Annotated in this window: 21 protein-coding genes; 1 reads left to right on the top strand and 20 read right to left on the bottom strand. The window is 55.2% G+C overall.

What is annotated here, in order from left to right; genetic code table 11:
- Positions 1–143 precede the first annotated feature (143 nt).
- The 19 genes from cpoB to sdhC all read right to left on the bottom strand — a co-directional run bounded on the left by cpoB (position 144) and on the right by sdhC (position 19,721).
- On the bottom strand, positions 144–947 hold the full coding sequence (gene cpoB / locus HF650_RS07380; protein ID WP_187801811.1) for a cell division protein CpoB: 804 nt from the start codon (positions 945–947) through the stop codon (positions 144–146).
- A 9-nt stretch (positions 948–956) separates the two neighbouring features.
- Positions 957–1,472: a peptidoglycan-associated lipoprotein Pal gene (pal, locus tag HF650_RS07375; protein WP_007373922.1), complete on the bottom strand. Its 516-nt coding sequence runs from the start codon at positions 1,470–1,472 to the stop codon at positions 957–959.
- 33 nt (positions 1,473–1,505) lie between these two features.
- On the bottom strand, positions 1,506–2,798 hold the full coding sequence (gene tolB / locus HF650_RS07370; RefSeq protein WP_023478234.1) for a Tol-Pal system beta propeller repeat protein TolB: 1,293 nt from the start codon (positions 2,796–2,798) through the stop codon (positions 1,506–1,508).
- Positions 2,799–2,928: 130 nt separating this feature from the next.
- Positions 2,929–4,239 carry a cell envelope integrity protein TolA gene (gene tolA, locus HF650_RS07365; RefSeq protein WP_187801810.1) on the bottom strand — a complete coding sequence of 437 codons (1,311 nt, stop codon included), beginning with the start codon at positions 4,237–4,239 and terminating at the stop codon, positions 2,929–2,931.
- Between the two features lie 39 nt (positions 4,240–4,278).
- Positions 4,279–4,707, bottom strand: a complete 429-nt coding sequence (gene tolR, locus HF650_RS07360; protein WP_187801809.1) for a colicin uptake protein TolR — start codon at positions 4,705–4,707, stop codon at positions 4,279–4,281.
- A gap of 3 nt (positions 4,708–4,710) precedes the next feature.
- Positions 4,711–5,403: a Tol-Pal system protein TolQ gene (gene tolQ, locus HF650_RS07355; RefSeq protein WP_187801808.1), complete on the bottom strand. Its 693-nt coding sequence runs from the start codon at positions 5,401–5,403 to the stop codon at positions 4,711–4,713.
- The gene (ybgC, locus tag HF650_RS07350; protein ID WP_187801807.1) at positions 5,400–5,804 is read right to left on the bottom strand and encodes a tol-pal system-associated acyl-CoA thioesterase; all 405 of its coding nucleotides are present in this window, start codon (positions 5,802–5,804) and stop codon (positions 5,400–5,402) included. Before ybgC ends, tolQ begins: the two co-directional genes overlap by 4 nt.
- 148 nt (positions 5,805–5,952) lie before the next feature.
- A complete protein-coding gene (gene ybgE, locus HF650_RS07345; protein WP_023478215.1) occupies positions 5,953–6,246 on the bottom strand; it encodes a cyd operon protein YbgE in 294 nt (97 codons plus the stop codon).
- The gene (gene cydX / locus HF650_RS07340; RefSeq protein ID WP_187801806.1) at positions 6,246–6,359 is read right to left on the bottom strand and encodes a cytochrome bd-I oxidase subunit CydX; all 114 of its coding nucleotides are present in this window, start codon (positions 6,357–6,359) and stop codon (positions 6,246–6,248) included. Before cydX ends, ybgE begins: the two co-directional genes overlap by 1 nt.
- A 14-nt stretch (positions 6,360–6,373) precedes the next feature.
- A complete protein-coding gene (cydB, locus tag HF650_RS07335; RefSeq protein ID WP_187801805.1) occupies positions 6,374–7,513 on the bottom strand; it encodes a cytochrome d ubiquinol oxidase subunit II in 1,140 nt (379 codons plus the stop codon).
- 15 nt (positions 7,514–7,528) lie between these two features.
- Positions 7,529–9,097 carry a cytochrome ubiquinol oxidase subunit I gene (gene cydA, locus HF650_RS07330; protein ID WP_187802630.1) on the bottom strand — a complete coding sequence of 523 codons (1,569 nt, stop codon included), beginning with the start codon at positions 9,095–9,097 and terminating at the stop codon, positions 7,529–7,531.
- A gap of 808 nt (positions 9,098–9,905) precedes the next feature.
- Positions 9,906–10,775: a succinate--CoA ligase subunit alpha gene (gene sucD, locus HF650_RS07325; protein ID WP_187801804.1), complete on the bottom strand. Its 870-nt coding sequence runs from the start codon at positions 10,773–10,775 to the stop codon at positions 9,906–9,908.
- Entirely contained in the window at positions 10,775–11,941 is a 1,167-nt protein-coding gene (gene sucC / locus HF650_RS07320; protein WP_034811760.1) for an ADP-forming succinate--CoA ligase subunit beta, read from the bottom strand. Before sucC ends, sucD begins: the two co-directional genes overlap by 1 nt.
- Positions 11,942–12,064: 123 nt before the next feature.
- Positions 12,065–13,291 (bottom strand): 2-oxoglutarate dehydrogenase complex dihydrolipoyllysine-residue succinyltransferase, encoded by a 1,227-nt coding sequence (gene odhB / locus HF650_RS07315; protein ID WP_187801803.1) that lies wholly within the window; start codon positions 13,289–13,291, stop codon positions 12,065–12,067.
- Positions 13,292–13,305: 14 nt separating this feature from the next.
- Positions 13,306–16,113 carry a 2-oxoglutarate dehydrogenase E1 component gene (gene sucA / locus HF650_RS07310; protein WP_187801802.1) on the bottom strand — a complete coding sequence of 936 codons (2,808 nt, stop codon included), beginning with the start codon at positions 16,111–16,113 and terminating at the stop codon, positions 13,306–13,308.
- Positions 16,114–16,476: 363 nt separating this feature from the next.
- Complete coding sequence (locus tag HF650_RS07305) at positions 16,477–17,193, bottom strand: succinate dehydrogenase iron-sulfur subunit (protein WP_187802629.1); 717 nt, start codon at positions 17,191–17,193, stop codon at positions 16,477–16,479.
- A gap of 16 nt (positions 17,194–17,209) precedes the next feature.
- A complete protein-coding gene (gene sdhA, locus HF650_RS07300; RefSeq protein WP_187801801.1) occupies positions 17,210–18,976 on the bottom strand; it encodes a succinate dehydrogenase flavoprotein subunit in 1,767 nt (588 codons plus the stop codon).
- On the bottom strand, positions 18,976–19,323 hold the full coding sequence (sdhD, locus tag HF650_RS07295) for a succinate dehydrogenase membrane anchor subunit (protein ID WP_187801800.1): 348 nt from the start codon (positions 19,321–19,323) through the stop codon (positions 18,976–18,978). Before sdhD ends, sdhA begins: the two co-directional genes overlap by 1 nt.
- Positions 19,317–19,721: a succinate dehydrogenase cytochrome b556 subunit gene (gene sdhC, locus HF650_RS07290; RefSeq protein ID WP_187801799.1), complete on the bottom strand. Its 405-nt coding sequence runs from the start codon at positions 19,719–19,721 to the stop codon at positions 19,317–19,319. The genes sdhD and sdhC overlap by 7 nt, the downstream gene beginning before the upstream one ends.
- Positions 19,722–20,356: 635 nt before the next feature.
- Here sdhC and HF650_RS07285 point away from each other — a divergent pair.
- Positions 20,357–21,643 (top strand): citrate synthase, encoded by a 1,287-nt coding sequence (locus HF650_RS07285; protein WP_187801798.1) that lies wholly within the window; start codon positions 20,357–20,359, stop codon positions 21,641–21,643.
- A gap of 282 nt (positions 21,644–21,925) precedes the next feature.
- On the opposite strand, the gene nei is transcribed toward HF650_RS07285, so the two are convergent.
- Complete coding sequence (gene nei / locus HF650_RS07280) at positions 21,926–22,717, bottom strand: endonuclease VIII (protein ID WP_187801797.1); 792 nt, start codon at positions 22,715–22,717, stop codon at positions 21,926–21,928.
- Positions 22,718–22,719 lie beyond the last annotated feature (2 nt).

The following is a 22,719-nucleotide window of genomic DNA, read 5'->3' as shown; positions in this document are numbered from 1 at the left end:
TAAGAGATATCCCGTGGCAACGGCGGCATATATTACTGATTTAAGAACTCAGCGCAACAACAATTTCGACGCGTACTGTTTAACTGCTTATGATTCATGCGACAAGACCAGAAAAACCGCGTTTTCTGGTCATGCACTATGCATTACAGCGAAGCAAGCCGTTTTTGCGCCTGTTTCGCACCGTCGGTACCAGGATATTTGCTGACCACCTGCTGGTAAACCGCTTTGGCTTTCGCAGTGTCACCCTTGTCTTGCATAATCACACCAACTTTAAACATCGCGTCTGGCGCTTTCGGCGACTTCGGGAAGTTTTTCACTACCGAGGCGAAGTAATAAGCCGCGTCGTCTTTCTTACCCTTATTGTAATTCAACTGACCGAGCCAGTAATTGGCGTTCGGTATATAGGTTGAGTCCGGGTACTTTTTGACGAAGTTCTGAAACGCGGCAAGCGCATCATCCTGGCGGGATTTATCCTGCACCAGGGCGATAGCCGCGTTGTAATCAGTATTAGCATCGCCGCTTTGCACCGGTGCGCCTGAAGCCGCCGCACCGTTATTTGCGCCCGCGTCTGCGGCCGGAGCCTGCGCTGCCGCACCGCTCTGATCGCCGGAAGGCTGCTGCGCCTGCCCTGCTACACCGCTGCTCAGATTGCCGATCTGCTGCAGAATTTGCTGCTGGCGTTCAACGACCTGATTGAGCTGATACTGGCTTTCCTGGATCTGCCCACGCAGGGAGTCAATATCGGCCTGATTATCAGAGAGCTGCTGCTGAAGTTGGGTTAAAAGCTGGCTGTGAGCGTTGGAAATACGCTCGAGTTGAGTGACGCGGTCTTCGACCGAGCCTGAGCCGACACTACTGATTGGCGCCTGAGCATTAGCGGCCCAGGGGGCCGCTATGCCAACCAGTAACGACAGACTCAACAGATGATGTCTGAAGTTACTGCTCATGCAATTCTCTTAGTAAACCAGTACGGCGCGACGGTTTTTAGCGTAAGCCGCTTCGTCGTGACCCAGTACTGCAGGTTTTTCTTTACCGTAAGAAACGATGGAGATCTGGTCAGCGGAAACGCCTTTACCCTGCAGGTACATTTTAACGGCGTTAGCACGACGTTCGCCCAGGGAAATGTTGTACTCCGGGGTACCGCGTTCGTCAGCATGACCTTCTACGGTTACTTTGTAGGACGGGTTGCTACGCAGGAAGTTAGCGTGAGCATCCAGCATCGCTGCAAAGTCAGAACGGATGTCGTACTTGTCCAGATCGAAGTAAACGATGTTGTTCTGCTGCAGCTGCTGCATCTGCAGACGCGCCTGCTCTTCAGAGGACATGTTGCCGCTACCGTTCATGCCAGTGCCGGCACCCATCATGCCTTCGCCGCTCTGGTCGCTGGTGTTGTTCTTATGAGAAGAACATGCAGCGATTGCCATAACAGGCAGAGCAAGCATCAGGCCTTTCAGCACTTTGTTCAGTTGCATTTCTTTGATTCCTTTATAAATATTTATTTATTATCACAGATACGGAGACCAGGCAGGGAATTTAACCTGTCCATCAGTCGCCGGAATACGCGCTTTGAAACGCCCATCTGTAGAAACCAGGTTCAGCACGGAGCCCATCCCCTGAGAAGAGCTGTAGATGACCATAGTGCCGTTAGGTGCCAGACTTGGCGTTTCATCCAGGAACGTTGACGACAAAACTTGCACGCCACCCGCTTCCAGATCTTGTTTAGCAATGTGCTGCTGACCACCGTCAGAGCTAACCATCACCATAAATTTACCGTCGCTGCTGACATCCGCATCCTGGTTCTGAGAACCCTGCCAGGAGATACGCTGCGCTGCGCCGCCGTTGATATTGATTTTGTAAACCTGCGGACGACCGGCCTGGTCAGAGGTAAAGGCCAGGTTCTGGCTGTCCGGGAACCAGGTGGGTTCGGTATTGTTGCTGCGACCGTCGGTAACCTGACGGATCTGGCCGGAACCGATATCCATCACATAGATGTTCAGGCTGCCGGTTTTTGACAGGGCAAACGCCAGCTTGGTGCCATCCGGCGAGAAAGCCGGTGCGCCGTTGTGGCGCGGGAACGAAGCCACCTGACGAATGCTGGCGTTAGCCAGAGTCTGGATAACCAGCGCGGAACGACCGCTCTCAAAGGTCACATACGCGACTTTTGAACCGTCCGGCGACCAGGCCGGGGACATCAGCGGCTGCGGCGATTTGTGGACGAGGAACTGGTTGTAGCCGTCGTAATCAGAGACGCGCAGTTCGTACGGGAACTGAGTATTCGCGGTCTGCACGACATAAGCGATACGGGTACGGAACGCGCCTTTAATACCGGTCAGCTTTTCAAAGACTTCGTCACTGGCGGCATGGGCAGCATAACGCAGCCACTGCTTGTTCACTTTGAAGGAGTTTTGCGCCAGCACGGTACCCGGCGCGCCGCCGGTGTCGACCAGCTGGTAAGCGACGTTGTAGCTGCCATCGGGATTCGGTGTCACCTGACCAACGATGACCGCATCAATACCGAGCGCGGACCATGCAGCGGGCTGCACTTCCTGCGCGGTGCCCGGCTGCTGCGGTAAACGGGAGCGATCCAGCGGGTTGAATTTACCGCTGTTGCGCAGATCCGCCGCAACGATACCGCCAGCGTCCTCAGGTGCAGCGCCCGGGCCTGCCCACTGGAACGGCACAACGCCAATCGGGCGTGCCGAGTCCACCCCCTGGGTGATCTCGATACGTACTTCTGCATGCAGCACCGCTGCCCACAGCATCAAAAAACCAAATGCAACACGTAATGCCTGCTTCATCATATCTCCCTTATCCGGGCAAAAAACCCGCGATAATTTAGCAGAATTTTAACAAACCAATAAGACAAAACTACCCGCGTTGGAACCGCCTTCGCATACTTTCCTCACGGGCTCGCGAGGAAAGTGTACCTCAAGGTTTGAAGTCCAGCGGCGCATTTTTGAACACTTCATACACAGCCTGACTTGGTGGCTTCGGCATTTTCGCCTGTCGTGCCGCCGCCAGCGCGGCCTGACAGAGCGCCGGATCGCCCCCTTCAGACTGAATATCTAACAGCGTCCCATCAGGAGCCAGTTTGATACGTAACGTACAGGTCTTCCCGGTATAAGAAGATGCATCATAGAAGCGGCTCTCAATCGCCGTTTTAATCTGCCCTGCGTAGTTACTGATATCGGCTCCGGATGCACCGTTGTTCTTAGTGTTACCCGAACCCGCCGGCGCTGCATTGTTGCCTTTCGCTCCGCCGCCCGTTTTCGGTGCATTCTTACCGGAGCTGAGATCGCCAAACAGATTGTCGACACCTTCAGCGGCAGCGGCTTTCTCTGCCGCCGCTTTCTTAGCAGCCGCTTTCTTATCGGCGGCAGCTTTCTCGGCAGCAGCGGCTTTTTCAGCTGCGGCTTTCTTCTCGGCTGCCGCTTTTTCCGCAGCAGCGGCTTTCTTCTCCGCTGCGGCTTTTTCTGCGGCAGCAGCTTTTTCAGCGGCAGCTTTTTCAGCTGCGGCGGCCTTCTCTGCAGCGGCTTTTTCAGCAGCAGCCTGTTTAGCCGCTTCCGCCTGCGCCTTCTTCTTCGCATCGGCTGCCGCTTTCGCGGCTTCTGCTTCCGCTTTCTTCTGTGCGTCGGCGGCGGCTTTCGCGGCCTCCGCTTCGGCTTTCTTCTGTGCATCGGCGGCGGCTTTGGCTGCATCCGCCTGCGCTTTCTTCTGCGCGTCCGCTGCGGCTTTCTTCGCCGCCTCTTCCGCCGCTTTTGCCTGCGCATCCGCTTTAGCTTTCGTGTCAGCCGCGGCTTTCGCTGCCGCTTCTTCAGCCTGTTTCTGCTGCTGTTGCGCCTGCTTTGCCGCCTCTTCCGCCTGCTTCTGCTGTTCGGCCTGCGCGCGCGCGGCTTCCTGCGCCTGCAAACGCTCTTTCTCGACCTGCTTCAGACGCTCCTGCTCGGCGGCCTGCTTTTCACGCATCTCCTCCGCCTGCTGCTGCGCCTGCTTTTCACGCTGCTCTTCCGCGCGTTTGGCGCTCGATTGCTGGTGCTGTTGGCGGTTGTAGTTCTCCACTACCGCGCCGGGATCGACCATCACGGCGTCGATCGACGAGCCGCCACCGCCGCCCGCTGACGCTTCAATATGCTCATCGAACGAACTCCAGATCAGCAGCGCCACCAGAATAACGTGCAGCACGGCTGAAATGAGTATCGCTCGCTTAAGCTTGTCGTTTTGTACGGTTGCCTTTGACACTCTCGGTTCCCAAAAACTGTCCGCCTGTTAAGCCGGTGATCAGATAGGCTGCGTCATCAAGCCAACGGATTTCACACCCGCGCTATGTAACAGGTTCAGCGCTTTAATGATTTCGTCGTACGGCACATCCTTCGCCCCGCCGATTAAGAACACGGTTTTCGGATTGGTTTGCAGGCGACGCTGCGCCTCCGCAATAACCTGCTCCGGCGGCAGCTGATCCATACGATCTTTCTCTACCACCACGCTGTATTGCCCGATACCGGAAACTTCAATAATCACCGGAGGATCGTCATTGGTACTGACGGTCTGAGAATCCGTCGCATCCGGCAGATCGACCTCGACACTCTGGGTGATGATGGGTGCCGTTGCCATAAAGATCAGCAGCAGCACCAGCAGCACGTCGAGCAGCGGCACAATATTGATTTCGGACTTCAGGGCACGCTTGCTCCGCCCACGGGATCTGGCCATGGCTTACTCCTTATTGCTGTCGCTGCTGGCAAACGCCTGGCGATGCAGAATAGCCGTGAACTCTTCCATAAAGTTGTCGTAATTCTGTTCCAGTTTGTTAACGCGCTGGTTCAGGCGGTTGTAGGCCATTACCGCCGGAATTGCCGCAAACAGGCCGATAGCCGTCGCGATCAGCGCTTCGGCGATACCCGGTGCAACCATTTGCAGCGTCGCCTGTTTTACCGCGCCCAGCGCGATAAAAGCGTGCATGATCCCCCAGACGGTACCAAACAGACCGATATAGGGACTGATAGAACCGACGGTACCGAGGAAAGGAATGTGGTTTTCGAGGCTTTCCAGCTCGCGATTCATCGAGATACGCATCGCCCTGGAGGCACCTTCAACAATCGCTTCCGGCGCGTGGCTGTTGGCGCGATGCAGACGGGCAAACTCTTTAAAACCGCTATAGAAAATCTGTTCAGAGCCGCTCAGATTATCGCGACGGCCCTGGCTTTCCTGATAGAGAAGAGAGAGTTCAATGCCGGACCAGAACTTATCTTCGAACGCTTCCGCTTCACGCCCTGCGGCGTTAAGGATGCGGGTTCTCTGGATAATGATTGCCCAGGATGCGATTGAAAAACCAATCAAAATCAACATGATAAGTTTGACCAGAAGGCTCGCCTTCAGGAACAAATCAAGGATGTTCATGTCAGTCACTGCTTAAACTCCGCGACAATAGACTTGGGAAGCGCACGAGGCTTCATTAAGAGTGGATCAACACAGACAACCAGCACTTCAGCTTCGTTCAGCACTTTGTTCTCTGCGTTGACGATCCGCTGCGAGAACACCATAGACGTTCCACGCATTGATGTTATTTCCGTTTGGACGTCGAGCATGTCGTCGAGTCGGGCGGGTGCAAAATACTCCAGCGTCATTTTGCGCACCACGAACGCGACCTGCTCTGCCAGCAGAGCCTGTTGGCTAAAGTGATGATGGCGCAGCATCTCGGTGCGGGCTCTTTCATAAAAAGCAACATAGCTGGCGTGGTAAACCACACCACCGGCATCAGTATCTTCGTAATAGACACGCACCGGCCATCGAAACAGCGTTGTATTCACTTTACATCCCGGTAATGCAAAAAAGGTTAGAGCTTTTAAACTTCGCTACTATACGCGCGGGCAAGGTGCTTTGGAATGGGTTGTGGTAAACGGAGAGTAAAAATTTATGGGCTTTTGCAAGCCCATCGGGATAGCGGATATTTCTTATTCAAAAGAAGAAGAAAAGCAGGCCTGCAAGCAGCACAACATCAGCAATTAGTGGGCAAAACAGCCCCTGCCAGTGCAGTGCGCGAGGACGAAAACCGACGCCGTGGATCACCCCAGCACAAACGGCCCACATCAACAGCAGACCATGCCAGATCTCAAGCTCGCTGGTTTTCGCCGCAAAGCGCGACGGGTCCCAGAAAATGCACCCTGCCAACAGCAGCGCCATGATTAAGGAAAGGGCCCGTAACGGGCCCTTATCCATTACCGCATAAAGCTTTGCGATAACCTTATCCATCAATATTCTTCTTGACCCGCTTTGGTCGCTTCAACGTGTTCCAGCGCCAGCGCGGTGATCACACCAAAAGCACAGGCAAGAAGCGTTCCTAAAATCCAGGCGAAATACCACATATTCAGCTCCTTACTTAGTACATAGAGTGGGTGTTGCTTTCAATCTGCTCTTTGGTGATACGACCGAACATTTTCCAGTAACACCAGGTGGTGTAGAGCAGAATGATCGGTACGAATACCGCAGCAACCCAGGTCATCAGGTTCAGCGTGCGCTGCGTCGAGGTCGCATCCCACATTGTCAGGCTGGCGTTCAGCATGGTGCTGGAAGGCATGACGAACGGGAACATCGCGATGCCTGCGGTCAGGATGATGCACGCCAGCGTCAGAGATGAGAAGACGAAGGCGAAGGCTGATTTATCCAGACGCGCGGTCAGGATAGTCAGCAGCGGCAGCGCCACGCCCAGAGCCGGGATTGCCCACAATACCGGAGTATTGTTGAAATTGGTCAGCCAGGCGCCTGCCTGTACGGCAACTTCTTTCGTCAGCGGGTTCGAAGCCGCATGGTGATCTATTGCCGAAGTGATGACATACCCATCAATGCCGTACACTACCCAGACACCGGCCAGTGCGAAGCCGACCAGCGTCACCAGTGCAGCAATCTGTACGGTGGCACGAGCGCGCAGGTGCAGTTCGCCGACGGTACGCATTTGCAGATAGGTCGCGCCCTGGGTCAGAATCATCGCCACGCTCACCACACCGGCCAGCAGACCAAACGGGTTCAGCAGCTGGAAGAAGTTACCGGTATAGAAGAGGCGCATGTCGCCATCCAGATGGAACGGAACGCCCTGCAACAGGTTACCGAACGCTACGCCAATTACCAGCGGCGGCACGAAGCTACCGATAAAGATGCCCCAGTCCCACATGCCGCGCCAGCGCACATCTTCGATCTTCGAGCGGTAGTCGAACCCGACCGGACGGAAGAAGAGCGAGGCCAGCACGAGGATCATCGCGACATAGAAGCCGGAGAAGGCTGCCGCGTAGACCATCGGCCAGGCAGCGAACAGCGCGCCACCGGCAGTGATCAGCCATACCTGGTTGCCATCCCAGTGCGGCGCGATGGAGTTGATCATCACGCGGCGCTCGGTGTCGCTACGCCCCAACACGCGGGTCAGCATGCCGACGCCCATGTCGAAGCCATCGGTGACGGCAAAACCGATCAGCAGAATGCCCACCAGCAGCCACCAGATAAAACGTAATACTTCATAATCGATCATTTCACGACTCCTGTCTTAGCGTGCCGGCTGAGTAGTCACGGTGGACTGCTCGTAGTGATAGCGACCTGTTTTCAGGCTGCTCGGCCCAAGGCGAGCAAATTTGAACATCAGGAACACTTCGGCCACCATAAACAGCGTATAAAGGCCGCAAATAAGAATCATTGAGAACAGCAGATCGCCGACGGTCAATGAGGAGTTGGCAACGGCAGTCGGCAGCACTTCGCCAATCGCCCACGGCTGACGGCCGTATTCCGCCACAAACCAGCCTGCTTCGATCGCAATCCACGGCAGCGGAATGCCATACAGCGCGGCGCGCAGCAGCCATTTCTTCTCACCGATGCGGTTACGGATCACCGTCCAGAAGGAGATGCCGATAATCAGCAGCATCAGCACGCCACTGGCCACCATCAGACGGAAGGCGAAGTAGAGCGGCGCAACGCGTGGAATGGAGTCCTGAGTTGCTTTCTGGATCTGCGCTTCCGTCGCGTCGGTAACATTCGGGGTATAGCGTTTCAGCAGCAGGCCGTAACCAAGATCTTTCTTCACGTTGTTGAACTGCTCACGCACTGCCGGGTCCGCAGAGCCGGAGCGCAGCTGTTCAAGCAGCTGGTATGCCTTCATGCCGTTACGGATACGCTCTTCGTGCTGCGCCATCAGGTCTTTCAGACCAATAACCGGCGTGTCGACGGAGCGGGTAGCGATGATGCCGAGCGCAAACGGGATCTGGATAGCGAATTTGTTCTCTTGTTTATCCTGATCCGGAATACCAAACAGGGTAAACGCTGCCGGAGCCGGTTGGGTTTCCCACTCCGCTTCGATAGCCGCCAGTTTGGTTTTCTGCACGTCACCCATTTCGTAACCAGATTCATCACCCAGCACGATAACGGAGAGGATAGCCGCCATACCGAAGCTGGCCGCGATAGCAAAGGAGCGTTTCGCAAAGGCAACGTCGCGACCGCGCAGCAGATAGTAGGAGCTGATACCGAGAATGAAGATCGCGCCACAGGTGTAGCCGGAAGCCACAGTGTGCACAAATTTCACCTGCGCAACCGGGTTAAGCACCAGCTCAGAGAAGCTCACCATCTCCATACGCATGGTTTCGAAGTTGAAATCAGAGGCGATGGGGTTCTGCATCCAGCCGTTGGCGACGAGGATCCAGAGCGCGGACAAGTTGGAGCCCAAAGCAACGAGCCAGGTAACCGCCATGTGCTGAACTTTGCCCAGACGATCCCAACCGAAGAAGAACAGACCCACGAATGTGGATTCGAGGAAGAAGGCCATCAGACCTTCAATGGCCAGCGGCGCACCGAAAATATCCCCAACGTAGTGAGAATAGTAAGACCAGTTAGTCCCGAACTGGAACTCCATGGTCAGACCGGTCGCCACGCCCAGCGCAAAGTTGATCCCAAACAACTTGCCCCAGAACTTGGTCATATCTTTGTAGATCTGTTTGCCGGAGAGGACGTAGACCGTTTCCATAATCGCCAGCAGGAACGCCATACCAAGCGTCAGCGGCACAAACAGAAAGTGGTACATCGCGGTCAAGGCAAACTGTAAGCGTGACAGTTCGACTATATCTAACATCATGACTCCTTGCTCATCGCATGAAGACTCCGAGAGTAAACCCCCGTTTGCGAAGGTTCACACGCATGCCCCAATACAAATTTGCTGCACTGTTTTATTCACTCTCCCATTTGTCGGGACAATGAATAAAAAAAGTTACAACCAGGTTAATAAAAAATTCGAATTGATCTCGCGAATATATTACTCCGCAAAACCCTAACAATAAAAAGCATTTATTGATTATGTTTTACGTTTTACGACGGCGATCAATTAATCCCTAACTTATCACTTCGCGGTCAATTTGATCCGCGACAATTTAACGATTTTTGACCGCTTTTCCAAGCTTTAAAATATTGATTTAAATCATTTGCTATTGACGGTGTTAATTTTGTATTTAAGGTGTCCGGTGGGTAAAAACGGTGTTAATAATATGTTTAGCTTAACGCAATTTATGGTTACCAATTGGCGAATAAAGCGAAGAAAGGCAGGTTACTTTGCGCGGTAAGTTAAAAACAGAAAAGTGAGCAATCCTTAAGTGAAACAGCTCAACTTTTTCCAGATTGATTTTACAATTATTTCACTTATCCAATTAATATAATTAACACCGCTTCGTTATTATAAAAATAAGCATCTTTAAAATGCGATGTGTATCGCTATTATTTATAACTTTTATAATCTGCTTTCAGGCCACAGGATAATGCTGCAAGCACCCTCCTCTGCCTGCCCCTTTTTTACGGTGCATAGATTCGGGCAATAAAAAAGGCCGCTTCAGGAGCGGCCAAACCATGTCGAATTGCGCTGCTCCCCTGCATGGGGGAGCGATGGTTTTTTATTTAATTACGGTTTTCAGTGCGTCGCCGATATCAGCCAGGCTGCGTACGGTTTTCACGCCAGCGGCTTCCAGTGCGGCGAACTTCTCATCTGCCGTACCTTTACCGCCTGCGATAATGGCGCCTGCGTGGCCCATACGCTTGCCTTTCGGCGCGGTTACACCGGCGATATAGCCAACAACCGGTTTGGTGACGTGATCTTTGATGTAGGCAGCGGCTTCTTCTTCAGCGCTACCGCCGATCTCACCGATCATGACGATCGCTTCGGTCTGCGGATCTTCCTGGAACAGTTTCAGGATGTCGATAAAGTTAGAGCCCGGGATCGGGTCGCCACCGATGCCCACACAGGTGGACTGACCGAAACCGTAATCCGTGGTCTGCTTCACCGCTTCATAGGTCAGGGTACCGGAGCGCGATACGATGCCAACTTTACCCGGCTGATGGATGTGGCCCGGCATAATGCCGATTTTGCACTCGCCTGGGGTGATCACGCCCGGGCAGTTCGGCCCGATCATGCGCACACCCGCTTCATCCAGCTTCACTTTCACCGTCAGCATATCCAGCGTCGGAATACCTTCGGTAATGGTGATAATCAGTTTGATGCCTGCGTCGATCGCTTCCAGGATGGAGTCTTTGCAGAACGGAGCCGGAACGTAGATAACCGTTGCGGTCGCACCGGTCGCTTCTACCGCTTCACGCACGGTGTTGAAGACTGGCAGGCCGAGATGCGTGGTGCCGCCTTTACCTGGGGTCACGCCGCCAACCATCTGCGTACCGTAGGCAATCGCCTGCTCGGAGTGGAATGTACCCTGGCTTCCGGTGAAGCCCTGGCAGATAACTTTGGTGTTCTTATCGATCAAAACAGACATTATTTCCCCTCCACTGCGGCAACAACCTGCTGTGCTGCATCCGTCAGACTTTTCGCTGCGATAATATTCAGGCCGCTGTCAGCCAGGCGCTTGGCACCCAGTTCAGCGTTGTTGCCTTCCAGGCGTACAACCACCGGCACGTTCACGCCCACTTCTTCTACTGCACCGATGATGCCATCTGCGATCAGGTCGCAGCGCACGATGCCGCCGAAGATGTTAACCAGAACGGCTTTCACATTCTCATCGGAGAGAATGATTTTGAAAGCTTCGGTTACGCGCTCTTTGGTCGCACCGCCGCCAACGTCGAGGAAGTTAGCCGGTTCGCCGCCATGCAGTTTAACGATGTCCATGGTGCCCATCGCCAGACCTGCGCCGTTAACCATGCAGCCGATGTTGCCGTCGAGCGCGACGTAGTTCAGCTCCCACTGCGCAGCCTGTGCTTCGCGCGGGTCTTCCTGAGACTGATCGCGCATTTCGCGCAGATCCGGCTGGCGGAAGAGTGCGTTGCCGTCCGCGCCCAGTTTGCCGTCGAGGCAGATCAGGTCGCCCTGCTTAGTGATCACCAGCGGGTTGATTTCGATCAGCGCCAGGTCGCGCTCAAGGAAAATGGTCGCCAGACCCATAAAGATCTTGGTGAACTGCTGAACCTGCTTACCTTCCAGACCCAGTTTGAATGCCAGGTCGCGACCCTGATACGGCATCGGGCCGGTCAGCGGATCGATAGTGGTTTTGTGGATCAGGTGCGGGGTCTCTTCCGCCACTTTCTCAATCTCAACACCGCCTTCGGTGGAGGCCATGAACACCACGCGACGCGAGCTACGGTCAACCACTGCGCCCAGGTAGAGCTCTTTGTCGATATCGGTCGCCGCTTCAACCAGGATCTGGTTAACCGGCTGGCCGTTAGCGTCTGTTTGGTAGGTTACCAGGCGTTTACCCAGCCAGTGCTCCGCGAATGCGCGGATCTCTTCTTTGCTGTTCACCACTTTTACGCCGCCCGCTTTACCGCGGCCGCCTGCGTGAACCTGGCATTTTACAACCCACGGGCCTGCACCAATTTTCGATGCCGCTTCTTCGGCTTCACGCGGGGTAGTACAGGCGTATCCAACCGGAGTCGGCAGACCTGACCGGGCAAAAAGCTGTTTCGCCTGATACTCATGTAAGTTCATCTGTTCTATCCATCCTTCAGGTAATCATTATCAGGGTGTCTGCGGGTCGGGGTGCCCTGTTTGCCGGATCCACCCGCAGTCAGGTGATGATTTCAGGCCCGGCATCCGCCGGGCCCTGGCCGACTACACGTCCAGCAGCAGACGGGTCGGATCTTCCAGCAGCTCTTTGATGGCGACCAGATAGCCCACAGACTCACGGCCGTCGATCAGACGGTGATCGTAAGAGAGCGCCAGGTACATCATCGGCAGGATCTCAACCTTGCCATCAACCGCCATCGGGCGATCTTTGATGGCGTGCATGCCGAGGATCGCGCTCTGCGGCGGGTTGATGATCGGGGTGGACATCAGCGAGCCGAAGACGCCGCCGTTGGTAATAGTGAAGTTACCGCCGGTCAGATCTTCCACGGTCAGCTTGCCGTCGCGCCCTTTAAGCGCCAGCTCTTTAATTTTCTTCTCAATATCTGCCATGCCGAGGGTGTCGACATCGCGCAGCACCGGGGTCACCAGGCCACGCGGCGTGGAGACAGCCATGCTGACATCGAAGTAGTTGTGGTAAACCACATCATCGCCATCGATAGACGCGTTCACTTCCGGGTAGCGTTTCAGCGCTTCAACTACCGCTTTCACGTAGAAGGACATAAAGCCCAGACGGATGCCGTGACGCTTCTCGAACGCCTCGCCGTACTGCTTACGCAGATCCATAATCGGCTTCATGTTGACTTCATTGAAGGTCGTCAGCATGGCGGTGGAGTTTTTCGCTTCCAGCAGACGCTCGGCTACGCGTTTGCGCAGGCGGGTCATCGGTACGCGTTTTTCCGTGCGGCCAGCCGGGGCCGGAGCCGGGGTGCTGGCAGCAGCCGGAGCTGCCGATGGTGCAGCGCTCTGCGCCGGGCCTTTCGCCAGATGCTTCTCAACATCTTCACGGGTCAGACGCCCACCAACACCGGTACCTTTGATGTCGCTGGCTTCCAGGTTGTGCTCGGCCAGCAGGCGACGGATCGCCGGGCTCAGGGCATCATTGTTTTGTTCTTCCAGCGAGGCCTGCTGGCGCTGCGCCGGTGTAGACTCTTTCTCTTCAGATTTAGCACTGCTCTCTTTGCCTGCGCTGTTGCCCTCTTTCAGACGGCCCAGAATCTGGCGGGAGGTAACGGTTGTGCCTTCCTCTTCCAGCACGGCATCAAGGATGCCGTCCGCTGACGCCGGCACTTCCAGTACCACTTTGTCAGTTTCGATTTCTACCAGCACTTCATCACGTTTAACGCTATCGCCTGGTTTTTTGTGCCAGGTTGCAACGGTCGCGTCAGCAACGGACTCAGGCAGATCGGGAACAAGAATATCTACGCTACTCATTATTTATCCTTTAATTAATTGACGTTCAGCGCGTCATTTACCAGATCTTGTTGCTGTTTCTGGTGAACGGAGAGGTATCCCACCGCCGGAGAGGCGGAGGCCGGGCGACCTGCGTAACGCAGACCAGCCCCAAATGGAATCACATCACGGAAATGATGCTGGCTGCAGTACCATGCGCCCTGGTTCAGCGGCTCTTCCTGGCACCAGACAAAATCATGCACGTGCGCGTACGGCTTCAGCGCTTCCTGCACCGCCTGGTGCGGGAACGGATAGAGCTGTTCAATGCGGACAATCGCGACATCTTTCTGATCGTTCTTACGACGCTGTTCCAGCAAATCGTAATAAACCTTACCAGAACAGAGGATAACGCGTTTCACGCCCTGCGGATCGAGATCGTCCACTTCGCCAATCGCTGGCATAAAGGTGCCATTCGCCAGCTCATCCAGCGTTGAGACCGCCTGCGGATGACGCAGCAGTGATTTCGGTGACATCACAATCAGCGGACGACGCATACCGCGCAGCGCCTGACGACGCAGCATGTGGTAAACCTGCGCCGGGGTCGACGGTACGCAAACCTGCATGTTCTGCTCGGCGCAGAGTTGCAGATAGCGCTCAAGACGCGCGGAGGAGTGCTCCGGGCCCTGCCCTTCATAGCCGTGCGGCAGCAGCATCACCAGGCCACACATACGGCCCCACTTCTGCTCGCCGGAGCTGATGAACTGATCGATAACCACCTGCGCGCCGTTGGCGAAGTCGCCGAACTGCGCTTCCCAGATGGTGAGCGTGCGCGGCTCGGCGGTGGCATAGCCATACTCAAAGGCCAGTACCGCTTCTTCCGACAGCACGGAGTCCCAGACGCGGAACGCGCCCTGGCTGTTATGCACGTGTGCCAGCGGGGTGTAAGTCGAGCCGTTAGACTGGTTATGCACCACCGCATGGCGATGGAAGAAGGTGCCGCGCCCGGAGTCTTCCCCGGAGAGACGCACCGGAATGCCCTCATCTACCAGCGTGGCATAGGCCAGCGTTTCCGCGCCGCCCCAGTCGAACAGCTTCTCGCCGTTCGCCATCAGCTGACGGTCAGCGTAGATTTTCGCGACGCGGGACTGCATCTCAATGGCATCCGGCACGGTACTGATACGCTTCGCCAGCTCTTGCAGACGCTTCATCTCCACCTTGTTCGGGTAGCTCTCATCCCACTCGTGGTTGAGGTACGGCGACCAGGTAAAGGAGTGCATATTCATCGGGCGCCATTCAGCGACCACGCACTCACCGGCGTCGAGGGCATCACGATAGACGTTAGCCATCTCGGTGGCGTCTTCAGCGGCGATGGTGGTTTCCTGCTCCAGACGGCTGGCGTAAATCTGACGTGGCGTCGGGTGCTTTTTGATTTTCTGGTACATCAGCGGCTGGGTTGCGCTCGGCTCGTCGGCTTCGTTATGGCCATGACGGCGGTAGCACACCAGGTCGATAAAGACATCGCGTTTGAAGGTATTACGGAAATCGAGCGCCAGGCGGGTCACAAATGCGACAGCTTCCGGATCGTCCGCGTTAACGTGGAAAATCGGTGCCTGCACCATTTTACCGATATCGGTACAGTACGGCGTTGAGCGCGCATCCAGCGGGTTCGAGGTAGTGAAGCCCACCTGGTTGTTGATGACGATACGTACAGTGCCGCCCACTTCGTAGCCGCGGGCTTTGGACATGTTGAGGGTTTCCTGCACCACGCCCTGGCCTGCGACCGCCGCGTCACCGTGAATAGTGATCGGCAACACTTTGTTGCTGCTCGGCTCGTCGAGGCGATCGAGACGGGCGCGCACGGAACCGATAACCACCGGGCTTACGATCTCAAGGTGCGACGGGTTAAAGGCCAGCGCCAGGTGAACCAGGCCGCCTTCGGTTTCAACATCGGACGAGAAGCCCATGTGGTATTTCACGTCGCCGGTGCCGAGATGCTCTTTGTGCTTACCGGCGAACTCGTCGAAGAGATCCTGCGGCTTTTTACCCAGCACGTTAACCAGTACGTTCAGACGACCGCGGTGTGCCATGCCCAGCACCACTTCACGGGTGCCACTTTTACCGGCATGGCGGATCATCTCTTTCAGCATCGGTACCAGTGCATCGCCACCCTCAAGGGAGAAGCGTTTTGCGCCCGGGAATTTCGCGCCCAGATAGCGCTCAAGCCCTTCGGCGGCGGTCAGCTCGCTTAAGAAGCGCTTTTTCTCTTCTGTCGAGAAGCTGGATTTACCGGTGGCCGACTCAATGCGCTGCTGGATCCAGCGTTTCTCTTCGGTACTGGTAATGTGCATGTACTCCGCGCCGATGGAGCCACAATAGGTCTCTTTCAGCGCATGGAGCAGCTCGCCCAGCGGCATGGTGTCTTTGCCGATAGCAAAAGACCCGACATTGAAGCTGTTCTGGAAATCGGCTTCGGTCAGGTCATGGAATGCGGGATCGAGATCGGCGACCCTCTCCTGCTGCCATAATCCCAGCGGATCGAGATTCGCATGCTGGTGACCACGGAAGCGGTAGGCGTTAATCAGCTGCAGGACTTTAACCTGCTTAACGTTGGTATCGGGGTCGGAAATCGAGGGGGAGTAACGTGAAGCGTCCTTCGCCAGCTGGCGGAAGTAATCACGCGTTTTGGAGTGGAACTGATCCGGTTTGACTCCGGTACCTGGTAACTGCTGGAACATAGATCGCCAGTTCGCATCTACCGAGTCAGGATCGGTTAAGAAGTCTTCATAGAGCTGTTCTATCCAGCTCTGGTTAGACCCAGAGAGGTAAGAAGAGTCCAGCCAGGCTTTCATTGCGCCGTTCTGCATCGTGATCCCTTAAGCATTGTTATGCTTACTTCGCCGTGGATAACTTCGACGTACACCGGAGCGCACGTCCCAGGGTTCACCTGCGAGTTCTTTGACCCGCGAAGGAACCTTTAAAAACAGCCTAATCTGCGATGTTCGGGCTACGACGGCGTTGGCTGCCTTCACTCACCCAGGTCACATAGTTCACTATGCTGCCCGGAATGCGCTCAATTGCTGCCTTGTCTCGCGCCAAACACCTCGATTATGTTTCAGTGGCGGTTTTTAGAGGTTTCTGCTGCTTTTACTCGCCCGGTGCGCATGCGCGTGCCGGGCGTATCAATACTGTAGGCCGGATAAGCGCAAGCGCCATCCGGCTTTACCTTTTTATGCACTGCGTTGCAGTAACATTGACTTAATGTGGCCAATGGCGCGCGTCGGGTTGAGCCCTTTCGGACATACACTGACGCAGTTCATGATGCTATGGCAGCGGAATACGCTGAAAGCATCGCTCAGGCCATCGAGGCGTTTATCCGTTTCCGTATCGCGGCTATCGATCAGGAAGCGGTACGCCGCCAGCAGGCCTGCCGGGCCGATGAACTTCTCCGGGTTCCACCAGAACGACGGGCAAGAGGTCGAACAGCAGGCACAGAGAATACACTCATAGAGACCGTCGAGTTTCTCACGCTGCTCCGGTGCCTGCAGATGCTCACGCGCCGGCGGATTTTGCCCATTATTCAACAGGTAAGGCTTAATTTTTTCATATTGGGCATAGAACTGCCCCATGTCCACCACCAAATCGCGGATCACCGGCAGACCCGGCAGCGGGCGGATGACAATCTTCTTCTTGCCGTTACCGAGTGCGGAGATCGGGGTGATACAGGCCAGCCCATTCTTGCCGTTCATGTTCAGACCATCGGAACCACACACCCCTTCACGGCAGGAGCGGCGGAACGACAGCGTGGAGTCGGTCTCTTTTATCTGCATTAAGGCATCAAGCAGCATCATGTCGCGACCCTCTTCCGCTTCCAGGGTGTAATCCTGCATGCGCGGCGCGTCGTCGACGTCCGGGTTATAGCGATAAATCGAGAATTCGAGTTTCATCAATCCTGTCTCCGCATTAGTAAGTACGAATCTTCGGCGGGAACGCCGGACGCAGTTTCGGTTCCATATTGACGCTGCGACGCGTCATAGATTCCGTCTCTGGCAGGTACAGGGAGTGACACAACCAGTTCTCATCGTCACGATCCGGATAGTCGAAGCGGCTATGCGCGCCACGGCTTTCGGTTCGGAAGTTGGCAGAAACCGCCGTTGCATAGGCCGTTTCCATCAGGTTATCCAGCTCCAGACACTCAACGCGCTGGGTGTTGAACTCGCTGGAGGTATCGTCCAGACGGGCGTTTTTCAGACGCTCGCGGATCACTTTCAGCTGCTCCAGCCCCTTCGCCATCGCATCGCCTTCACGGAAGACCGAGAAGTTATGCTGCATACACTCTTGCAGCGCTTTACGAATGGTGACCGGATCTTCGCCATCGCGGTTGTTATTCCAGCGGTTAAGGCGCTCAAGGGAAGCCTCAATGTCAGACTCGCTGGCATCACGCAGTGCGCCCTGCTCGGCGATGGACTCCTGCAGATGCAGGCCCGCCGCGCGACCAAACACCACCAGGTCGAGCAGCGAGTTGCCGCCCAGACGGTTCGCGCCGTGTACCGATACGCAGGCAATTTCGCCTACTGCGAACAGACCCGGGATCACCACATCTTCGCCCTGGGCGTTAACGGTCAGCGCCTGGCCGGTCACTTTGGTCGGAATACCGCCCATCATGTAGTGGCAGGTCGGGATAACCGGGATCGGCTCTTTCACCGGATCGACGTGGGCAAAGGTGCGCGACAGCTCAAGGATCCCCGGCAGGCGCGATTCCAGTACCTCTTTACCGAGGTGATCGAGTTTCAGTTTAGCGTGCGGGCCCCACGGGCCATCGCAACCGCGGCCTTCGCGAATTTCGATCATGATCGAGCGCGCAACCACGTCGCGGCCGGCCAGATCTTTCGCATTTGGCGCATAACGCTCCATAAAGCGCTCGCCATGTTTGTTCAGCAGATAACCGCCTTCACCACGGCACCCTTCGGTGACCAGTACACCTGCGCCGGCGATACCGGTCGGGTGGAACTGCCACATCTCCATATCCTGTACCGGTACGCCGGCACGCAGCGCCATACCAACACCATCACCAGTGTTAATGTGTGCGTTGGTGGTGGACTGATAAATACGCCCCGCCCCGCCGGTTGCCAATACGGTGGCGCGCGCTTTGAAGTAGACTACTTCACCGGTTTCGATGCAGAGCGCCGTACAGCCAACCACCGCGCCATCCTGGTTTTTCACCAGATCGAGCGCATACCATTCGGAGAAGATGGTGGTGTGGTTTTTCAGGTTCTGCTGATAAAGGGTGTGCAGCAGCGCGTGACCGGTACGGTCAGCCGCGGCCGCCGTACGTGCCGCCTGCTCGCCGCCGAAATCTTTCGACTGGCCACCAAACGGACGCTGATAGATACGGCCATCTTCCAGACGGGAAAACGGCAGACCCATATGTTCCAGCTCAAGAATCGCTTCCGGGCCGGTTTTACACATATATTCAATGGCATCCTGGTCACCGATATAGTCAGAGCCTTTTACCGTGTCATACATGTGCCATTCCCAGTTATCTTCATGGGTATTGCCCAGCGCAACGGTGATACCGCCCTGCGCAGAGACAGTGTGGGAACGGGTTGGAAAAACTTTAGAGAGCAGCGCACAGGTTTGCCCGCTCTGGGAAATTTGTAACGCCGCGCGCATACCTGCGCCACCTGCGCCAATTACAACAGCATCAAATTCTCTGACTGGCAGTTTCATTACACACCCCACACCACAACGAATCCATAAATGACATACGCGACCAGCGCAACAACGATCACCAGCTGCAGCAGCAGGCGAGTTGCAACGTGCTTAACGTAGTCGGTCAATACCTGCCACATGCCGATCCACGTGTGGATCAGGGTGGAAAAGAGCGCCAGCAGGGTAAAGACTTTCGTGAAGGAGGAGGAGAAGAAGCCCGTCCAGACAACCCAGGTCAGTTCGCGGTGCAGCGCGAAAAAGCCCACCATGTAGATGATGTATAACGTCAGGACAATAGCGGTAGCACGAACAAGAATAAAATCATGTACGCCGTTGCGTCCTAATGCGGAGGCGTTGCTTACCATACGAGGACTCCTGCGAGAATTGAAAGCACGACAGTGATCACAAAAGCAATATTGGCGGAACGTTTTCCTGCGGCGAAGTTCTCTTCCAGCCAGCCAAAATCCATAAACATGTGGCGAATGCCGCCGACAGCGTGATACGCCAGCGCGGTGAGGATGCCCCAGAAGATGAATTTAGCGAAGAAACTGCCCATGATGGCAGAAGCGGCCTGGAAGCCCTCTTCAGATGACAGCGACAAGCCCAGTATCCACAACAGAATGCCGATCGCCACAAACGTGATGACGCCGGAAACGCGGTGGAGAATGGAAGCTATAGCCGTAACAGGAAACTGGATCGTTGTTAAATCCAGATTGACAGGTCTTTGTTTTTTCACATTTTTTATCATGAATAACGCCCACATGCTATTCTTATAGTTTCCTTCCTCCGGTCTGCGTGCGGGTCAGACAGCGTCCTTTCTATAACTGCTCGTCATGCAAAAAATGTGCTTCCAGATGCTAAACGACAGGTTACAACGCTGGGTGGCTCGGGATGGCAGGGTATTCCGGAGACCTGGCGGCAGTATAGGTCGTTCACAAAATCATTACAATTAACCTACATATAGTTTGTCGGGTTTTATGCAGAACAGTGACCAAGGTCACGATAACAACATTATTTTAAAATTTAATCATCTGATTTGACAAAAGTTAAACATTCTTGTTACAAACTACGCCAGAAAGAACTTATAATGCTTAAAAGTTATGGGGTCTTGCTTTCACCTGAGAATAAGTTATGTAACAGTGTGATGGTATTGACCGATTTAATTAGGACAGTTATTAGTGATATACAGGTTTGATAAATTCGGACTGCTAAGACGCTGATTTGCTGTTTTTTCACTGTATTTTCAATGTGTATCTGCACGCGCCTATCGCTCTGTACCCTGGTATCTCCTCTTCGCAGAGCAGCGAGCTATATAACAATTCGTTAACATTGACGGTCAAGTGAAGGCAAACCCGGTGGCTGGCGGTCTTAAGCAATAAGGCGCTAAGGAGACCGTAAATGGCTGATAAGAAAGCAACCATCACCTACAATGGTGACGATGCTATTGAACTGGATGTGCTACAAGGCACGCTCGGTCAGGATGTTATTGATATCCGTAGTCTCGGTTCAAAAGGGGTTTTCACTTTTGACCCAGGTTTTACCTCAACCGCATCATGCGAATCGAAAATCACCTTTATCGACGGCGATGAAGGAATTTTACTGCACCGTGGCTTCCCCATCGATCAACTGGCGACTGAGTCCAACTATCTTGAAGTGTGCTACATCCTGCTGTACGGCGAAAAACCGACTCAGGAGCAGTTCGACGAGTTCACGCTGACGGTTACACGCCACACGATGATTCATGAGCAGATCACCCGTCTGTTCCACGGTTTCCGTCGCGACTCGCACCCGATGGCGGTGCTGTGCGGTGTGACCGGCGCGCTGGCGGCGTTCTATCACGACTCGCTGGATGTGAACAATCCGCGCCATCGTGAAATCGCCGCCTTCCGCCTGCTTTCGAAAATGCCGACCGTGGCCGCGATGTGCTACAAGTACTCTATCGGCCAGCCCTTTGTTTACCCGCGTAACGACCTCTCCTATGCAGGTAACTTCCTGCATATGATGTTCTCCACGCCGTGCGAACCCTATGAAGTGAACCCGGTTCTGGAACGCGCCATGGATCGTATTCTGATCCTGCACGCTGACCATGAGCAGAATGCGTCCACCTCTACCGTGCGTACCGCAGGCTCGTCGGGCGCGAACCCGTTTGCCTGTATCGCGGCCGGTATCGCCTCCCTGTGGGGACCGGCACACGGCGGTGCGAACGAAGCTGCACTGAAGATGCTGGAAGAGATCAGCACCGTTAAACACATTCCGGAATTCCTGCGTCGCGCCAAAGATAAGAACGATTCGTTCCGTCTGATGGGCTTTGGTCACCGTGTCTATAAGAACTATGACCCGCGCGCTACCGTAATGCGTGAAACCTGCCATGAAGTGCTGCGCGAGCTGGGCACCAAAGACGATCTGCTGGAAGTGGCGATGGAGCTGGAACACATTGCGCTCAACGACCCGTACTTCATCGAACGCAAACTCTACCCGAACGTCGATTTTTACTCTGGCATTATTCTGAAAGCGATGGGTATTCCGTCCTCTATGTTTACGGTGATCTTCGCGATGGCGCGTACCGTAGGCTGGATTGCGCACTGGAACGAGATGCACGATGACGGCATTAAGATTGCCCGCCCGCGTCAGCTCTATACCGGTTACGAAAAACGCGAGTTTTCGTCAGATCTGAAAAAAGATTAATCCCCGCTGATGCCCGGTGGCGCTGCGCTTACCGGGCCTGCAACAGCCTCACCCCGTAATATTGCCCGATGGCGCTTTGCTTATCGGGCCTACGAATGCACTTCTCCGCTCAATTACACGATGACGCTGCGCTTATCGGGCCTACGATTGCACTGGCATGCACCGGAACAAATTGCCCGATGGCGCTGCGCTTATCGGGCCTACGATGGTTGAAATGGCTCGGTCCGTAGGCCGGATAAGGCGTAGACGCCATCGGGCACGTTCTCGTTTACACTGACTTGTTTACCGCTGACACCCCGGGCACCAATAAAAGGGTCGTGATGAGAGCGTTGTCTTCTCAATAATCCCACCACAGCGCTCACACGTCTTCCCGGCGCGGTGAAACACCTTAAAGCGAAACAGCGCCCCGTGATGCTTCTTCTCATCGACGCGCCCACGGGTCTGATACGAGAGACGCGGGATCGCCAGCAACGCTTCTGCCAGCAGATCCAACTCGCTCTCGCTAAGCTGCTCGGCTTTGCGCTGCCCGGTCAGCCCGCTGTGCCAGAGAATTTCGACGCGCAAATAGTTACCTAATCCGGCGAGAAAGGCCTGGTCGAGCAACAACCCGGCAAACTGTCGACGGCGGAAGCGCGGCGAGAGCAGACGCGCCTTCACCTCCTCTACCGTCAGGCGCATATCCAGCACATCCGGGCCTACGCGCAGCAAAAAAGGGTGCTGCACCAGCTGCTCTGGCGTCAGTAGCGCAATCTCTGAGGCGCTGTAGAGCAAAATCGCCTTATCTGCCGCCTGCAGGCGTACGCGCAGTACGCGATTGGTCTCCGGCAGCTCGCCCGCTTTTACCACGCGCCAAACTCCGTAGAGTTGATTGTGGCTATAAAGCGTTAACCCGCCGGAAAAGTGCGTTAACAGCGCTTTGCCGCGTGTCTCAATGGCATCGATCTGCTGCCCCACCAGCCCGGCGGCATAATCCGCAAGATGTGGCTGGGCAAACCAGACGTCGGTCAGCGGTTTGCCCTTAATCGCGGCTTCCAGTGTGTCCGCCGCGCGGCGAATCTCCGGTCCTTCCGGCATGA

Origin of the sequence: Kosakonia sp. SMBL-WEM22, assembly GCF_014490785.1 — a bacterium.
Classification (GTDB): domain Bacteria; phylum Pseudomonadota; class Gammaproteobacteria; order Enterobacterales; family Enterobacteriaceae; genus Kosakonia.
Note: the sequence above shows the minus strand (reverse complement) of the source record. Positions and strands in the feature narration are given on the sequence as shown.

Coding starts and splice junctions, on each gene's coding strand:
- HF650_RS07305 (WP_187802629.1), bottom strand. CDS start 17,193: ATGAAACTCGAATTCTCGATTTATCGCTATAACCCGGACGTCGACGAC.
- ybgE (WP_023478215.1), bottom strand. CDS start 6,246: ATGGATAAGGTTATCGCAAAGCTTTATGCGGTAATGGATAAGGGCCCG.
- HF650_RS07285 (WP_187801798.1), top strand. CDS start 20,357: ATGGCTGATAAGAAAGCAACCATCACCTACAATGGTGACGATGCTATT.
- tolB (WP_023478234.1), bottom strand. CDS start 2,798: ATGAAGCAGGCATTACGTGTTGCATTTGGTTTTTTGATGCTGTGGGCA.
- cydA (WP_187802630.1), bottom strand. CDS start 9,097: ATGTTAGATATAGTCGAACTGTCACGCTTACAGTTTGCCTTGACCGCG.
- tolR (WP_187801809.1), bottom strand. CDS start 4,707: ATGGCCAGATCCCGTGGGCGGAGCAAGCGTGCCCTGAAGTCCGAAATC.
- cpoB (WP_187801811.1), bottom strand. CDS start 947: ATGAGCAGTAACTTCAGACATCATCTGTTGAGTCTGTCGTTACTGGTT.
- sdhC (WP_187801799.1), bottom strand. CDS start 19,721: ATGTGGGCGTTATTCATGATAAAAAATGTGAAAAAACAAAGACCTGTC.
- odhB (WP_187801803.1), bottom strand. CDS start 13,291: ATGAGTAGCGTAGATATTCTTGTTCCCGATCTGCCTGAGTCCGTTGCT.
- pal (WP_007373922.1), bottom strand. CDS start 1,472: ATGCAACTGAACAAAGTGCTGAAAGGCCTGATGCTTGCTCTGCCTGTT.
- nei (WP_187801797.1), bottom strand. CDS start 22,717: ATGCCGGAAGGACCGGAGATTCGCCGCGCGGCGGACACACTGGAAGCC.
- sucA (WP_187801802.1), bottom strand. CDS start 16,113: ATGCAGAACGGCGCAATGAAAGCCTGGCTGGACTCTTCTTACCTCTCT.
- sdhA (WP_187801801.1), bottom strand. CDS start 18,976: ATGAAACTGCCAGTCAGAGAATTTGATGCTGTTGTAATTGGCGCAGGT.
- cydX (WP_187801806.1), bottom strand. CDS start 6,359: ATGTGGTATTTCGCCTGGATTTTAGGAACGCTTCTTGCCTGTGCTTTT.
- sucC (WP_034811760.1), bottom strand. CDS start 11,941: ATGAACTTACATGAGTATCAGGCGAAACAGCTTTTTGCCCGGTCAGGT.
- sdhD (WP_187801800.1), bottom strand. CDS start 19,323: ATGGTAAGCAACGCCTCCGCATTAGGACGCAACGGCGTACATGATTTT.
- sucD (WP_187801804.1), bottom strand. CDS start 10,775: ATGTCTGTTTTGATCGATAAGAACACCAAAGTTATCTGCCAGGGCTTC.
- cydB (WP_187801805.1), bottom strand. CDS start 7,513: ATGATCGATTATGAAGTATTACGTTTTATCTGGTGGCTGCTGGTGGGC.